The organism is Tibeticola sediminis (assembly GCF_003843835.1).
GTDB classification, from domain to species: domain Bacteria; phylum Pseudomonadota; class Gammaproteobacteria; order Burkholderiales; family Burkholderiaceae_C; genus Tibeticola; species Tibeticola sediminis.
In genome coordinates this window covers 802,229-816,006 of sequence record NZ_RKQL01000001.1, presented here as the reverse complement: position 1 = coordinate 816,006, position 13,778 = coordinate 802,229, and the positions used below count along the sequence as shown (strand labels likewise).

The window sequence follows — 13,778 nt, the reverse complement described above, 5'->3', positions numbered from 1 at the left end:
GTTTGCGTCCTCAGCCATCGTTCGACACACCGCTGGCCACATGCCCGGCGGGGACATGGCGGGCGGCTTGTTCGATGTGGCCGGTCTGGTCGTCGAAGAAGAAGTCGGGCTCGAAGGCGGCGAGGAACTCGCCCTTGGGCAGGCCGCCGAGGAACATCGCTTCGTCGACCTCGATGTTCCAGTCCATCAAGGTGCGGATGGCGCGCTCATGCGCCGGGGCGCTGCGCGCGGTCACCAGCGCGGTGCGGATGCGCATGGCGTCGGTGCCCTCTTGCTGCAGTCGGTGCAGCGCCGCGAGCAGCGGCTTGAACGGGCCGCCCGGCAGCGGCTGCACCGCGCGGTCCCGCTCGTGCTGCTGAAACGCGGGCAGGCCGTTTTGCTGATAGATGCGCTCGGCTTCATCGGAAAACAGCACGGCGTCGCCGTCGAACGCGATGCGCACCTCGTGCGGGTAGCGGTCGGAGGCGCGCGCGGCATGTGTCGCCACCGTCGCGGCGGGAAAGCCCAAGGCCAGTGCGGCGCGCACGTCGGCCGGGTTGGCCGACAAAAACAAATTGGCGCGCAAAGGGCTCAGGTAGGGCCAGGGGTCGCGCCCGCGGGTGAACACGCCGCGCGTGACGGTCAGGCCGTGCGTCGCGACCGAGCGGAACACGCGCAGGCCCGACACCGGGTCGTTGCGCGAGAGCATGACCACTTCCACGCGCGCATGCTCGGGGTCGTTGAAAGCCAGCAGCTTTTTGACCAGCGAGTAGGCCACGCCCGGGCGCGCCGGTTGCTCGAGCCGTTCGAGCTGCAAGCGCATGTAGGCGCGGTCGTCGCTTTGCTCGAAGACCCGGTTTTCCTCTTCGAGGTCGAACAGGGCGCGCGAGGAAATCGCAACGACGAGTTGGTTGTCGAGATTGGCAGCCATGGTGGGGAACTCAGCGCACGAGTTGGTTGAGCTGGATGATGGGCAGCAGCACGGCGAGCACGATGAGCATCACCACCGCGCCCATGGTCACGATCAGCAGCGGCTCGAGCACGGTCGCGAGCGCCACCGCGCGGCGCTGCACCTCGGCCGAGAGCTGCGTGGCCGCACGCCCAAGCATCTGGGGCAGCTGTCCGGTCTGCTCGCCCAGCCGCGCGAACATCGCGAGCAAGCTTGGAAAGCGCTGCTTTTGCCCGAGCGCCGAGGCCAGCGGCGCGCCCTCGCGCACCCTCACGAGCGCGTCCAGTGCGTCCTGCCGCATCGCCCGGTTGGAGAGCGTCTCCGCCGCCGCCTGCAGCGCACGCAGAATCGGCACCCCGGCCGCCGACAGCAGCGCCAGAGTCGAGGCGAAGCGTGCCGCGTTGTACCCGCGCGAGAGCCGCCCGACCACCGGCGCGCGCAGCCATGCAGCGTCGAATCGCTCGCGAAACACGGGGTTCCCCAGCGCCAAACGGCCACCAACTGCTATCAAAACAAGAACACCGAGCGCGATCCAGCCGTACTGGCGCACCGCGCTGCTGAGCGCGAGCATCGCCACGGTGAGAAACGGCAAGGCCTTTTTGGTTCCCGCAAACACGCCCGCGACCTGCGGCACGACGTAGGTCACGAGAAACACGACGATCAAGAGCGCGATCACCGTCACGATCGCGGGGTAGAGCGCGGCGCCGAGCAGCTTGGCGCGCAAGGCCTGGCGCTGTTCCAGATCGTCGGCCAGGCGCTCGAGCACGCCGCCGAGCTGGCCGCTTTGTTCGCCGGCGGCGACCACCGCGCGGTAGACCTCGGGAAAGGCCCGCGGATGACGCGCCAGCGCCGCAGCAAAGCTTGCGCCCGCATGGACTTCGGCGCGCAGGGCTGCCGCCAGCGCGCGGGTGCGCTCATCTTCGGCTTCCTCGGCGAGTGCGCTCAAGGCACGCTCGAGCGGCAGGCCGGCGCTCACCAAGCCCGCGAGCTGGCGCGTCCAGATGGCGAGCGTGGTCGGTGTGAACACCCGTGGGCTCCACCAAGCGGCGCGACCTGGGGCCTCGGCCTCGGCGCTCGCGACCGGCTCGACCGAGAGCGGCACCAGCTGCTGCCCGCGCAACAGGCCGCGCGCGGCGCGGGCCGTGTCGGCCTCCACGATGCCTTTGCGGGTTTTGCCGTCGGCGTCGAGCGCCTCGTAGCGGTAAGCGGGCATGGCGTCGGAGGGGTTTAGGTTCAGTCGCGCGTCACGCGCAGCAGTTCTTCACGGCTGGTGACACCGCTGGCCACGAGCCGCTCGCCGTCCTCGCGCATCAGCCGCATACCGGCGGCGAGGCCCGCGGCGCGGATTTCGGCTTCTCCGGCTTGCGCGTGGATGAGTGCGCGGATGGCCTCGTCGGCCGCCAGCAACTCAAAGATGCCGGTGCGGCCGGCATAGCCCGTGTGCCCGCACTCGGCGCAACCCACGGGGTGCCAGGCGCCCTCGGCGTCTTGTCGCTTGCAATGCGCACAGAGCCGACGCACCAGGCGCTGCGCCAGCACCCCCAGCAGCGACGAACTCAGCAAGAAAGGCTCGACGCCCATGTCCGTCAGCCGCGTGACCGCACTCGCCGCGTCGTTGGTGTGCAGCGTGGCGAGCACCAGGTGGCCGGTGAGGCTGGCCTGGATGGCGATCTGCGCCGTTTCATGGTCGCGGATTTCGCCGATCATGATCACGTCCGGGTCCTGGCGCAGGATGGCCCGCAGCGCACGGGCGAAGTCGAGCTCGATCTTCGGGTTCACTTGCGTTTGGCCGATTCCGGGCAGCTCGTACTCGATCGGGTCTTCCACCGTCATGATGTTGAGCGTGGCCGCATCGAGCCGCTGCAGCGCGGCGTACAGCGTGGTGGTCTTGCCGCTGCCGGTGGGGCCGGTGACGAGCAGAATACCGTGCGGCTGCGCGATGAGCTGCGTGAAGCGCTCGAGCACATCCCCCTGCATGCCCACGGCTTCGAGCGTGAGCCGGCTCTCGGACTTGTCGAGCAGGCGCAGCACCGCGCGCTCGCCGTGCGCGCTCGGCAGTGTGGAAACGCGCACGTCCACCGCGCGCGTGCCGATGCGCAGCGAGATGCGGCCGTCCTGCGGCAGGCGTTTTTCGGCAATATCGAGTTCGGCCATGATCTTCAGGCGCGAGATCAGGGCCCCATGCAGCGCGCGGTTGGGTCGCACCACCTCGCGCAGCGTGCCATCGACGCGAAAGCGCACGCTGGAGCTGCGCTCATAGGGTTCGATGTGAATGTCACTTGCGCCGTCGCGCGCGGCCTGGGTCAGCAGCGCGTTGAGCATGCGGATGATGGGCGCGTCGTCGCTGGCTTCGAGCAGATCTTCGACCGCGGGCAGCTCCTGCATCAGGCGCGAGAGGTCGGCGTCGCTCTCCACCTCGCTCACCACCGCCGCTGCGCTCGACTCCCCCTCGGCATAGGCGGCGCTGATGCGTTGCGCCAGCGCCGTCGCGTCGAGCCGGGCCAAGGCGATCGGCAGGCTCTGGCCGTGCTTGCGTTGGACTTCACCCACGGCGCACCAGTCGGGCGCGTCCGAGATCCACAGCGTCGCGCGTTCGCCCTCGGCTTCGAGCAGCAACTGGTGCGCGCGGGCGTAGGCGTAGGGCAGGGGGTAGCGCATCGCAAACCTCGGCTGTGTGCGCTTCAGCGCTCGCCCGAGACCGGCTGCGGCGCCGAGCCTGCGGGGGCAGCGGCCGGCGCGCTGGCGCGCGGCTGTGCGCCCCGCGGCGGCAGCATGGGCGCGGCGTTGACGGGCACCACGGCCGACTCCATCGGCTGCACCGCGCCTTGGGTGCCGCGCATGAGTTCGTAGCGGTCCATCGATAGACTGTCGGTGCTTTGCGCGTCGCGCAGCACCACGGGGCGCAGGAACACCATCAGATTGGTCTTCTTGCGGCTGCGCGTCTGGCTCTTGAACAGGTTGCCCAACAGTGGCACGTCCCCGAGGCCGGGTACTTTTTCCTCGTTGTCGGCGTATTCATCCTGCAGCAAACCGCCGAGCACCACGATGCCGCCGTCTTCGACCAGCACGGTGGATTCGATCGAACGCTTGTTGGTGATCAGCCCCGTGGGCGAATTGATCGAACTCGGCGCGACGCTCGACACTTCCTGGAAGATCTGCAGCTTCACCGTGCCGCTCTCGCTGACCTGGGGTTTGACCCGCAGCGTCAGGCCCACGTCCTTGCGCTCGATCGTCTGAAAAGGATTGACCGCGCCGTTGCCACCGCTGTTGTTGTTGGTGTATTGGCCGGTCACGAAAGGCACGTTTTGGCCGATGACGATCTTGGCCTCTTCGTTGTCGAGCGTCAGCAGATTGGGCGTTGAGAGGATGTTGCCGTCGCCATTGGCTTGCAGGAAGCGCGCGAGAAAGCCCAGCACATAGATGCCGTTGGTGCGCTGCGCGAGCCCGAAGTTGAGGCCGGTCGAGGGTGCCTTCGGGTTGCTCGCGCTCTGCGCGGCGAGTTCGATGATGTTGGCACCGCCGATGCTGAAGTTCGTCCCCAGCAGCCCGACCACGCCGTCACCTTTCTTGCCGATCGGCCCTTGCCACTGAATGCCGAATTCCGCCGCCTTGTCGGCGTTCACTTCGGCGATGAGGCTTTCGACGAACACCTGCGCGCGCCGCGCATCGAGCTGGTCGATCACCGCGCGCAGTTGGCGGTAGAGCGGCTCGGGCGCGGTGATGATGAGCGCGTTGGTGGCCGCATCGGCTTGGATCTGGCCGCCGGTGGTCGCCTCGGTGGCGGCGCTCGAACGCGTGCCCGGGGCGGTGGTGGTGGCGGTCGCGGTGGTCAGGGCGGTACTCGCCGCAGAGCCGCTCGACGCGGCCGGCGTCGAAGCACCGCGCGCCTCACCGGAAATCGCTGCGCGCAAGGTCGCGGCGAGCTTGGTCGCATCGGCGTTCTTCAAATAGACGACATGGATGTTCCCTGCCGCGGGCGCTTTGGCGTCCGCGCTCGCTGCGGGTTGGTCGAGCTTTTCGACGAGTGAGCGGATCAGCGCCAGGCGCGCGGCATTGGGCGCACGCACGATCAGCGCGTTGCTGCGCGGCTCGGCGAGGATGGCAAGCCGCGGGCCGCTGTCGGCCGCGGCGGCACCCGGCGCGCTCGTGGCGGTGGCGCCCGTCTCGACCAGCCGGCTCACCAAGGGGGCGAGCTCGCTGGCAATCGCATGTTTGAGCGCCATGACTTCCACGTCGGTCGCGTTGGGCTGATCCATCGCGGCGATGATGCGTCCCAGTCGGCGCAGGTTGTCCGCGTAGTCGGTGATGACAAGGCTGTTGTTGCCCGGATTCACATTGATGGTGTTGGCCGGCGTGATCAGCGGCCGCAGCACCGGCAGCAGGTTGTTGGCCGATTCATGCCGCAGAAAAAAGATCTGCGTGATCACCTGCCCGCCCACGCTCGACGGCACCGAGCCCGCGCCTACCACACCGGTTTGCACCTTCGCGTCGCCTTCGGGAACGACCTTGTAGAGCCCCTCGGATTCGACCACGGTATGCCCTTGCAAGCGCAGTGCGGCGACGAACTGGTTCCACGCGGCCGCCGGCGTCACCGGGCGTTCGCTGATCAGCGTGATCGTGCCTTTGACGCGCGGGTCCACCACGACCTGGCGACCGCTGAGCGTGGCCAGCGTGCGCGCGACGGCTTCGATCTCCGCGCCCTGGAAGTTGAGGACCACGGGCTCGGCGCTGCGCGGCGCGCTGCTGGTTTGTGCGAGCGCCGAAGCCGCGCCCCAAGCGAGCGCGAGAGCGATCGCCGCCCATGTCAGGGACCGTGTCCGTCGGAAGAGAAGAGAGTCGATTCGGATGTCCATCTTTGCGCTCAAAGGAATACGGTCAAAGGCTGCCCTAGCCCAGGGAGAGGATCGCGCGGGGGCCCTCGCGGCGCCCCAACAGGTTCAAGAGGTTGGACAGCGCGGTTTCCGACCCCGGGGCCGCCTGCGCCGTTCCCCGAAACCGCAGCTGCGCGCCGTTCCAACTGCCGCTGCCCTCGAGTTGCAGCGGGCCGGAAACGGTGCTCAAGTCCAGGGCGGGAACCTCGCCGCCGCGCAACACCAGCCGGTAGCTGCCCAGTGGCCGCAGCGGCGAGACGCGCGTCGCGAGGTCGCTCAATTCGAGGTCGACGCGGCCGTCCAGGCGCAGACGCCCCGAGGCCCAGTGCATCTCGAAGCCGGGGCTGGCCAGCGCGATTTGCCCTTCGGGTTGTAGCGTATTCCAGGGCGCCCCCAAGCCGCTCAAGAGCTGCGCCGGCCAGCGCGCAGGCTGCACCAGCGGCTCGAGGCGGACCCGAAGCTGCCGCCAACCCCAGGCCAAGCGAAGCCGCAGCGGCTCGGGCGTGCAGCAGTCGGCGTTCAGCGCCAGTTGGAGCCCCGTGCCCTGCGCGCGCAGTTGCCAGTGGATGCGCCCGGGCAGCGCCGCGCTGCCGCGGCCGCTCGCCTCGTCATGCAGGGCGAGCGAGGCCGAGCCGTTCCACACCGTGCCCAGGGGCGCGTGCAGCCGCACCCGTCCGCCCGAGGCGGCTTCGACGGCTTGCGCCGCCCAGGAGGCCGGCGCGGCGATGGCCAGGCCCGCGAGGGTTCCGACCAGGCCGCCCGCGACCGCGCCCGTCCATGCCGCGCGCCGACCGGTGGGGTGTGGCGCGGCGCCGAAACGGCCCAAAAGCCCGGGGGTGCTGGATGAACGCGGGGCCATGGCGGGGCTCAGCCTCTCATTCCTCACTCAGCGCAAATCCGAGCGTGCCGCTCCAGCGTGCCAGGCCCGGCGTGGCGGCCCGCTCGAGCTTGGCCTGTACCGGCAGCACATGCGCACGCTCCCGGGCCTGCGTCAGCAAGCGCGCCAGACCGTCGGCCGGCGCTTCAGACAGGGTGACGACGGCGCGATCGCCTTGAACCTCGATCCGGCCACTGGTGCCGACGCTCTGGGCGAGGGCGGCGCGCAGACGTTCGACGGTGGTGGCACGCGGCAGGCGCGGCAGCCGCTGGAGCGCGTCGTGCTCGGCAGCAAGCGCCTGGATGCGTTCGAGCCGCTGCAGCGCTGCGGCTTCTTTCTGCGGGGCGCTGCGCCACAACTGCAGCGCCGGTGCCAGCAGCAGCGTCCAGACCAGCGCCGCGACGAGCAAGCCGAGCGCCAGGCCGACGCCGACGCGCTCGCGCACTGGGCGCTGACGCCAGAGCGCCGCCGCCGTCGCCCAGGACCGCCGCAGCTCGCTGAGGACATTCCCGGTGCTCATCGCGGTCCCCCGGTGGTGGCGGCTTCGTCAGCCGGCTCGACCTGCACGCGGTCGGCTTCGACGCGGCGCGCACGCCAACCCAGCGGGCGCAGCCGCGCATCGAGGGCCGCGGCCGCCTTCGGCTCGATGCCGACCAGCAGCACCCGCGCAGCGTCGAGTTCGATCCTTTGAACCGAAGCGCCCAGCGACCCCAGCGTGCCGAGCAAGGGCTCGAGGTCGGCCGGCCCCGGCTGGCCGGTGGTCGCGCGGCGCCACTGCACCGCGCGCTCGAGCTGGCGCAGCGGATCGACCAGGGGGCGGATCTCGGGTGCGGTATGCGTCACGAGGGCTCGGGCCTGGGCGTCGAGCGCCGCGAGCATGCGCCGCTCCTGGGCCGCCCAGACTTCCAGACCCACGAACGGCACCAGGGCCAGCAGCGCCAGGCCCCAGCGCACCGGCCGCCACTGCGGCTCGTGCGCCAAGGCGCGCCAGGCCGCCGCGAGCCGGGCCCAACGCGCGCGGCCCATGCTGCGAAAGTCGAATTGCGCCAGATCCCAAGGCGATTGGGCGGCAGCCAGCCAGGCTTGTGCCGGGGTTTGCAGCTCGGCGCGGCGCTGCAGCGTGCGTTCGGCGGCTTCGAGCACGCCGGGTTCGGCGTAGAGCCGCGCATCGTCGGGCAGCGGCGCGCCACCGAGGACGGCTTCGACCCACGACGACTCGAGCGGTAGGCGCGCCGCGCCCCCGGAAAAGCCCCGCCCTTGCACGATGAGCGCCGGGCCTTCGCTGCCTTCGACGGCGCGCAAGGTCCAGGACGGGCTGTTGGCTTCGGTTCGTGGAACCGGGGCGACTTCGGGGACGAGGCGTCGAGCCGGCCGGCCCGCCGCTTCGAGCGCATCGAGATGCGATTGCAGCCAGGCCCGATCACAGACGCCGACCCACAGCGCCTCGCCGCGCGCGGCCGCGTCAGCAGCGTCGGGCTCGAGGGCGAAATGCAGGGACGCGGGTTCGTCGAGCAGTTGTTCCTCCAGCAGACCGGCGAGCACGGCCGCCGCGCGGGGTCCGCGCAGCGGCTGCTGGCGGGGCCAGGTCACGCGGTGCCAGGACAGCGCCTGTAGCGGCACGACTGCGATCACTTCACCCAGCGGGCCGGGGTCGGGCAGCGCCGTCGCGCTGGCCGTGAGCAGCGGCGGCGCGCGGCCTTCGTCCATGGACGTTGGGCCCGGCGAGACCGCGACACAGCGGTAGCGCGCCGCATCGGCCGTGCCGAGAGGAAGGAGGACGAGGACGCGCAGGCTGCTCATGACGGTGCGGCAGATTGTAGGGGTGCGCCTGTGAGGCTGGGGTCGCCTCAGAAAACGGAAAAAAAGGGCGCTAAGCCGTTGCCCAACATCTACAGAGGCGACGGCGTAGCTCAGTACCAGCTAAGTCTGCCTGCGTACCTTCTCCACTGTGCAAATCCCTGCACTCTTCTGGAGAAATATCATGTACCGCTACACCAAACTTTCCCTGCTGGCCATCGCCATCGCTGCAACCGGTGCGGTCGCCTACGCCGCCAATGGCAGCATGGAGAACGACGCCTTGGCGATCAACAAGGCCAAGATTCCGCTGACTCAAGCTGTCACCATTGCCGAGCAACACGCCAACGGCAAGGCTTCACGTGCCGAGTACGAGAACTCGAAACAAGGCTGGGTCTATGACGTGGAAGTCGTCAGTGGGGCCAAGGTCTTCGACGTTCGGGTCGATGCCGACAAGGGGACGGTCATCTCGTCTGCCGAGGACAAGGCAGATCACGATGACGACTACGACAAGCGGGACTGACATCCCGGCAGCATGGCCGGATCGTTCCCCTATCAGGCGATCCGGCCCGGAGACCTCATGGAATCACTCAACCAAACTCTTTTTCTCTGGCTCAATGCTCCCGAGCATCCCGGCACGCTGATATCGATGGTGGCCATCCTCCTTGCCGAGTGGTTCATCTGGACGATTCCACTTCTGATCGGTATCGGCTGGCTGCGCGGCAGCGAGAGCACTCGCAAGGCGATGCTCGTTGCCACTGCATCGGGATTGCTGGGGCTACTCGTCAACCAGCTCATCGGCTTGGCGTGGACACATCCACGGCCCTTCATGATCGGCCTGGGTCATACCCTTATTCCCCATGTTGCCGACTCGTCATTCCCAAGCGATCACCTGACGCTATGGTGGGCGGTTGCCTTCAGCCTCGTGCTGCAAGGCGGCCCGCGCAATGCAGGCATCACGCTGACCTTGCTGGGCGTACCTATCGCCTGGGCGCGCATCTACCTGGGAGTTCACTTCCCATTCGACATGCTCGGAGCCGTCGTGGTCGCTGCGTTCAGTGCCTGGCTGACGGCGCAGGGAGCGCACTGGTATCTGGGGGCGATCTACCGGTTTGCCACCGACATCCATCGCCGGCTTTTCGGCAGGCTGATCGCGCTGGGGTGGGTGCGCGATTGAGCCTATGGGCGGGCTAAGTCTGCCCCGCCAGACTGATGCCAACGATTTTACCTAGGCAGGAGAACACCATGAACAAATTGCCCACGAGCAGCACCATAGGCTGGCTCAATAAAGTCCCAGAAGTCGCGCTGTCGTTCTGGATCATCAAGATCATGTCCACCACAGTGGGCGAGACAGGTGCCGATTTCCTGGCGGTCAACGCAGGTTTGGGCCAAGGCGTGACTCGAACCGTCATGGCGGCTCTGTTGGCAGCCGCCTTGTTCATGCAATTGCGTACCCGCCGCTATACCCCTTGGATTTACTGGCTGACGGTGGTACTGGTCAGCGTAGTCGGCACCCAGATCACCGATCTGCTGACCGATGGCCTTGGCGTCAGCCTGTACATCAGCACCTCGGCGTTCGCCGGTGCGCTCGCCGCGATCTTCTTCGTCTGGTATCGGGTCGAGCGCACCCTGTCCATTCACGACATCGTGACGCGCAGCCGGGAGCTTTTCTATTGGGCGGCCATCCTGTGCACGTTCGCGCTGGGCACGGCTGCTGGCGATTTGGCGACCGAGGCATTGGGTCTGGGCTTCACTTGGGGTGCGCTCGCCTTCGGTGCGCTGATCGGTATCACCTACGCAGCCTGGCGCATGGGCGGCAACGCCGTTCTGACCTTCTGGATCGGCTACATCCTGACCCGCCCCTTCGGCGCGGCGCTCGGCGATTTGCTGACGCAGGCCAAGCTCTATGGCGGCCTCGGCATGGGTGCCATGTGGACCAGTGCCTTGTTCCTCTCGGTGATCGTGATGCTGGTGGCTGTGGCGCAAATCGGCATGAACAGCAACCGCTCTGCCCAAGTTGCCGAGTAACCATCTTTTTTATAAGTTCAAGGGGAAATCATGCTCAAACAGCACTCAATCGCTCGTCCTGTGATTGCCGTGTCGGCAGCCGTGCTTCTGGCCCTGGCGGCCGGTTGCTCGAAGCCCGCCGATCAGAACAACGCAAGCGCAGCATCCGCCGCAACGACGCAGACTGCCACGCCAACGCGGGGCACAGCCGCTTCCAAGCTAGGGGATCTGTCGTCGTTCCACAACATCGCCACCGATGTCGCCACCCTCGTGGACAAAGGCGACTTGCCCGCTGCCAAAGCCCGTATCAAGGATTTGGAGATCGCATGGGACTCAGCCGAAGCAGGACTGAAACCACGAGCCGCCGATGACTGGCACGTGCTCGATAGGGCCATCGACAAGTCCCTTGCGGCGCTCCGTGCTGACACGCCGATCCAATCCGACAGCAAGGCGGCGATGGTCGCCTTGCTGAAAACATTCGACACGCTCGAAGGAAAGTGAGCGTGCCCCATGAAACCATCCACTGAACACGCGTTGGCCAAGGTACCCGAAGTCACTTTGGCCTTCTGGCTCATCAAGATTGCCGCCACGACACTCGGCGAAACCGGCGGCGATGCCGTCTCGATGTCCATGAACCTGGGCTACCTAGTTGGCACGGGCATCTTCGCGGCGATCTTCCTGGCTGCCGTCGTCGCGCAGGTCAAGGCCAAAGGCTTCCATCCCTTCCTGTACTGGACCACCATCATCGCCACCACCACGGTCGGTACGACGTTGGCCGATTTTGCGGATCGATCGCTGGGAATCGGGTACGCTGGCGGTTCGAGCTTGCTGTTGGTCTTGCTGCTCGGCTCGCTCTTCGTCTGGTATCGCACCCTCGGCTCCGTGTCGGTGAGCACAGTCAGCTCGCCCAAGGCGGAAGCCTTCTACTGGCTGACGATCATGTTTTCCCAGACGCTGGGCACGGCGCTGGGCGACTGGACGGCTGATACAGCGGGCTTGGGCTATACGGGCGCAGCCGTTGTGTTTGGCGGTCTGCTTGCCCTGGTCGTGGCAGCCTACTACTGGACGGGCGTGTCTCGCACGCTGCTGTTCTGGGCGGCGTTCATTCTGACGCGCCCGCTGGGTGCCGTGGTCGGGGACTTTCTGGACAAGCCGCTGAGCGCGGGCGGTCTGGCGCTGAGCCGCTATTCGGCATCGGCCGCGCTGCTGGCCTTCATGCTGATCGCGATCCTGCTGTTTAGGCAGCGGGCGGCCAGGACGGCGCATTGAACAACGATTGAACGGAGGGGGAATGCGGGTATTGCTGGTCGAAGACGATCCGATGATTGGTGACGCGATTCAGGGCGCATTGAAGGATGCGTCCTACGCCGCCGATTGGGTGAAAGACGGGCAGACGGCGCTCACGACGCTGGACTGCCAGCATTACGACCTGGTGCTACTCGACCTGGGCCTGCCCGGCAAAGATGGGTTGGAGGTGCTGGCCTGCATCCGCGCCAAGGACAACCCGATCCCTCTGCTCATCATCACGGCGCGTGACGGCCTGGATGACCGTCTGCGCGGCCTGGATGGCGGGGCCGACGACTATGTGTCCAAGCCCTTTCAGATGGCGGAGCTGTTGGCCCGGATGCGCGCCGTCCTGAGGCGCAAAGGTGGCACCGCAGCGCCTGTGCTCAGCAATGGCGTGGTGTCTCTCGATCCAGCCACCAAAGAGGCCAGCGTCAATGGCTGCTCCCCACTGCAATTGTCCAACCGAGAATTCTCACTGCTGCAAGCCCTGCTGGTGCGACCCGGAGCCATTCTTTCGCGCAGCGAGCTGGAGGATCGTATCTACGGCTGGGGGGAAGAGGTCGAAAGCAATGCCGTCGAATATCTGATCCATGCCCTGCGGCGCAAGCTCGGCAGCGAGATCATCAGGAACGTCAGGGGGGTCGGATGGATGGTCTCAAAAGGCGCTTAAACGAATCGGTTCAGCTCAAGCTGTCCTTCACCTTGTCGCTGGCCATCCTCGTGGTGGCCATTGTGGCAGGCGTCTTTTCGTTCCTGTCCGCCTTCGACGAGGCCCACGAACTACAGGATGATGTACTGCGTCAAGTGGCGCAGCTCATCGACCGCCAGCGTCTGTCGCCAGCCGCACCGACCATCGATACCCAACTCAAGGATGTCGATGAAGAATCGCGCGTCATCGTCCAGCGCTTGGGGGACGCCAGATCCTCTGCGGCAAGCGTGGATGCAGGCGGCACACTTTCCTTGCCGACGACACTGACTGATGGGCTGCATACGCTGGAGGTTGGCGGCGAGACCTTCCGCGTACTGGTCAAGACCACGGCTGCTGGTGAACGCATCGCCGTGGCTCAGGAATCCGGCTTCCGCAATGAAATTGCCCGCGATGGGGCGCTGCGCACGGTGATGCCCTTCCTGATTCTCGTGCCGGTGCTACTGTTGATCGTCGCTGACCTGGTGCGCAAGATGTTCCGGCCCATTGCCGCGCTTTCCAAGGAAATCGACGAGCGTGCCGAGCAGGAACTGCACCCCGTCGAGGACCGCCACCTTCCGGTCGAGGTACGTCCGTTCGCCGTGGCGATCAATCGCTTGCTCGCCCGTGTCGGCCAATCAATGGAATCCCAACGACGCTTCGTAGCGGATGCCGCACACGAGCTACGTTCGCCGCTGACCGCCATGTCGCTGCAAGCGGAACGGCTGGCAGACGCGGAAATGTCCGAGCTGGCACGTGAACGGCTAACAGTGCTGCGCCAAGGGATCGAGCGTGGCCGTAGCCTGCTGGATCAACTCCTGACCTTGGCCAAGGCGCAGTCGGCCACCGACTTGCCACAGTCGCCTGTTTCCGTCCAAAGCGTCTACCGCCGCGTGCTGGAAGACCTCATGCCGCTGGCCGAGGCCAAGCACATCGACATCGGCGTCGAAGGCGCGCAAGACGCTGAAGTGTGGGCGAGCGAGTTGGACATGATCGCCGTGATCAAGAATCTGGTCGATAACGCCATCCGCTACACGCCAGAGGGAGGGAAAGTCGATCTTTCTTTGGGCGTATCGGACGGAAAAGCCGAGCTGCGCATTCAGGACAGCGGGCCAGGCATCCCGCTGTCCGAACGGGACCGGGTTTTTGATCCCTTCTACCGCACGTTGGGCAGTGAGCAGATCGGCTCGGGTTTGGGGCTTTCCATCGTCCAGACCATTGTTTCCCGCATCGGCGCAGAAATTCGCCTCGATTTCGCAGATGACGTTCAGCAAACTGGCTTAATCGCTACGGTCATCGTTCCCATGAAGTAGCGACATTGAACAAAGG

At 66.7% G+C, this 13,778-nt stretch carries 14 protein-coding genes; 7 read left to right on the top strand and 7 right to left on the bottom strand.

Annotation, left to right across the window (positions count from 1 at the left end):
- Positions 1 to 10: 10 nt before the first annotated feature.
- From EDC62_RS03850 to gspL, 7 genes are read right to left on the bottom strand one after another with little or no spacing between them, the layout of a single operon-like run.
- Positions 11 to 910: a 5'-nucleotidase gene (locus tag EDC62_RS03850; RefSeq protein ID WP_124220600.1), complete on the bottom strand. Its 900-nt coding sequence runs from the start codon at positions 908 to 910 to the stop codon at positions 11 to 13.
- Between the two features lie 10 nt (positions 911 to 920).
- Complete coding sequence (gene gspF, locus EDC62_RS03845; RefSeq protein WP_124220598.1) at positions 921 to 2,141, bottom strand: type II secretion system inner membrane protein GspF; 1,221 nt, start codon at positions 2,139 to 2,141, stop codon at positions 921 to 923.
- Between the two features lie 20 nt (positions 2,142 to 2,161).
- The gene (gene gspE, locus EDC62_RS03840; RefSeq protein ID WP_124220595.1) at positions 2,162 to 3,586 is read right to left on the bottom strand and encodes a type II secretion system ATPase GspE; all 1,425 of its coding nucleotides are present in this window, start codon (positions 3,584 to 3,586) and stop codon (positions 2,162 to 2,164) included.
- A gap of 23 nt (positions 3,587 to 3,609) precedes the next feature.
- Entirely contained in the window at positions 3,610 to 5,781 is a 2,172-nt protein-coding gene (gspD, locus tag EDC62_RS03835) for a type II secretion system secretin GspD (RefSeq protein ID WP_124220593.1), read from the bottom strand.
- Positions 5,782 to 5,815: 34 nt separating this feature from the next.
- Positions 5,816 to 6,658 (bottom strand): type II secretion system protein N, encoded by an 843-nt coding sequence (gspN, locus tag EDC62_RS03830; protein ID WP_124220591.1) that lies wholly within the window; start codon positions 6,656 to 6,658, stop codon positions 5,816 to 5,818.
- Positions 6,659 to 6,674: 16 nt separating this feature from the next.
- Positions 6,675 to 7,196, bottom strand: a complete 522-nt coding sequence (gspM, locus tag EDC62_RS03825) for a type II secretion system protein GspM (protein ID WP_124220589.1) — start codon at positions 7,194 to 7,196, stop codon at positions 6,675 to 6,677.
- Positions 7,193 to 8,476 (bottom strand): type II secretion system protein GspL, encoded by a 1,284-nt coding sequence (gene gspL, locus EDC62_RS03820; protein WP_124220587.1) that lies wholly within the window; start codon positions 8,474 to 8,476, stop codon positions 7,193 to 7,195. The genes gspM and gspL overlap by 4 nt, the downstream gene beginning before the upstream one ends.
- A gap of 181 nt (positions 8,477 to 8,657) precedes the next feature.
- On the opposite strand from gspL, the gene EDC62_RS03815 reads away from it, so the two are divergent.
- From EDC62_RS03815 to EDC62_RS03785, 7 genes are all read left to right on the top strand, one after another.
- The gene (locus EDC62_RS03815) at positions 8,658 to 8,993 is read left to right on the top strand and encodes a PepSY domain-containing protein (RefSeq protein ID WP_124220585.1); all 336 of its coding nucleotides are present in this window, start codon (positions 8,658 to 8,660) and stop codon (positions 8,991 to 8,993) included.
- Positions 8,994 to 9,050: 57 nt separating this feature from the next.
- On the top strand, positions 9,051 to 9,647 hold the full coding sequence (locus EDC62_RS03810; protein ID WP_124220584.1) for an undecaprenyl-diphosphatase: 597 nt from the start codon (positions 9,051 to 9,053) through the stop codon (positions 9,645 to 9,647).
- Positions 9,648 to 9,715: 68 nt separating this feature from the next.
- Positions 9,716 to 10,498: a COG4705 family protein gene (locus EDC62_RS03805; RefSeq protein WP_124220583.1), complete on the top strand. Its 783-nt coding sequence runs from the start codon at positions 9,716 to 9,718 to the stop codon at positions 10,496 to 10,498.
- Between the two features lie 30 nt (positions 10,499 to 10,528).
- Entirely contained in the window at positions 10,529 to 10,978 is a 450-nt protein-coding gene (locus EDC62_RS03800; protein ID WP_124220582.1) for a hypothetical protein, read from the top strand.
- Positions 10,979 to 10,987: 9 nt separating this feature from the next.
- Complete coding sequence (locus EDC62_RS03795; RefSeq protein WP_124220581.1) at positions 10,988 to 11,746, top strand: COG4705 family protein; 759 nt, start codon at positions 10,988 to 10,990, stop codon at positions 11,744 to 11,746.
- A gap of 22 nt (positions 11,747 to 11,768) precedes the next feature.
- Positions 11,769 to 12,434: a response regulator transcription factor gene (locus EDC62_RS03790; protein WP_124220580.1), complete on the top strand. Its 666-nt coding sequence runs from the start codon at positions 11,769 to 11,771 to the stop codon at positions 12,432 to 12,434.
- Positions 12,410 to 13,762 (top strand): ATP-binding protein, encoded by a 1,353-nt coding sequence (locus EDC62_RS03785; protein WP_124220579.1) that lies wholly within the window; start codon positions 12,410 to 12,412, stop codon positions 13,760 to 13,762. The genes EDC62_RS03790 and EDC62_RS03785 overlap by 25 nt, the downstream gene beginning before the upstream one ends.
- The last annotated feature ends 16 nt before the right edge of the window (positions 13,763 to 13,778 follow it).

Coding starts and splice junctions, on each gene's coding strand:
- EDC62_RS03815 (WP_124220585.1), top strand. CDS start 8,658: ATGTACCGCTACACCAAACTTTCCCTGCTGGCCATCGCCATCGCTGCA.
- EDC62_RS03795 (WP_124220581.1), top strand. CDS start 10,988: ATGAAACCATCCACTGAACACGCGTTGGCCAAGGTACCCGAAGTCACT.
- gspD (WP_124220593.1), bottom strand. CDS start 5,781: ATGGACATCCGAATCGACTCTCTTCTCTTCCGACGGACACGGTCCCTG.
- EDC62_RS03810 (WP_124220584.1), top strand. CDS start 9,051: ATGGAATCACTCAACCAAACTCTTTTTCTCTGGCTCAATGCTCCCGAG.
- EDC62_RS03785 (WP_124220579.1), top strand. CDS start 12,410: ATGGATGGTCTCAAAAGGCGCTTAAACGAATCGGTTCAGCTCAAGCTG.
- gspN (WP_124220591.1), bottom strand. CDS start 6,658: ATGGCCCCGCGTTCATCCAGCACCCCCGGGCTTTTGGGCCGTTTCGGC.
- EDC62_RS03850 (WP_124220600.1), bottom strand. CDS start 910: ATGGCTGCCAATCTCGACAACCAACTCGTCGTTGCGATTTCCTCGCGC.
- gspL (WP_124220587.1), bottom strand. CDS start 8,476: ATGAGCAGCCTGCGCGTCCTCGTCCTCCTTCCTCTCGGCACGGCCGAT.
- EDC62_RS03805 (WP_124220583.1), top strand. CDS start 9,716: ATGAACAAATTGCCCACGAGCAGCACCATAGGCTGGCTCAATAAAGTC.
- gspE (WP_124220595.1), bottom strand. CDS start 3,586: ATGCGCTACCCCCTGCCCTACGCCTACGCCCGCGCGCACCAGTTGCTG.
- EDC62_RS03800 (WP_124220582.1), top strand. CDS start 10,529: ATGCTCAAACAGCACTCAATCGCTCGTCCTGTGATTGCCGTGTCGGCA.
- gspM (WP_124220589.1), bottom strand. CDS start 7,196: ATGAGCACCGGGAATGTCCTCAGCGAGCTGCGGCGGTCCTGGGCGACG.
- gspF (WP_124220598.1), bottom strand. CDS start 2,141: ATGCCCGCTTACCGCTACGAGGCGCTCGACGCCGACGGCAAAACCCGC.
- EDC62_RS03790 (WP_124220580.1), top strand. CDS start 11,769: ATGCGGGTATTGCTGGTCGAAGACGATCCGATGATTGGTGACGCGATT.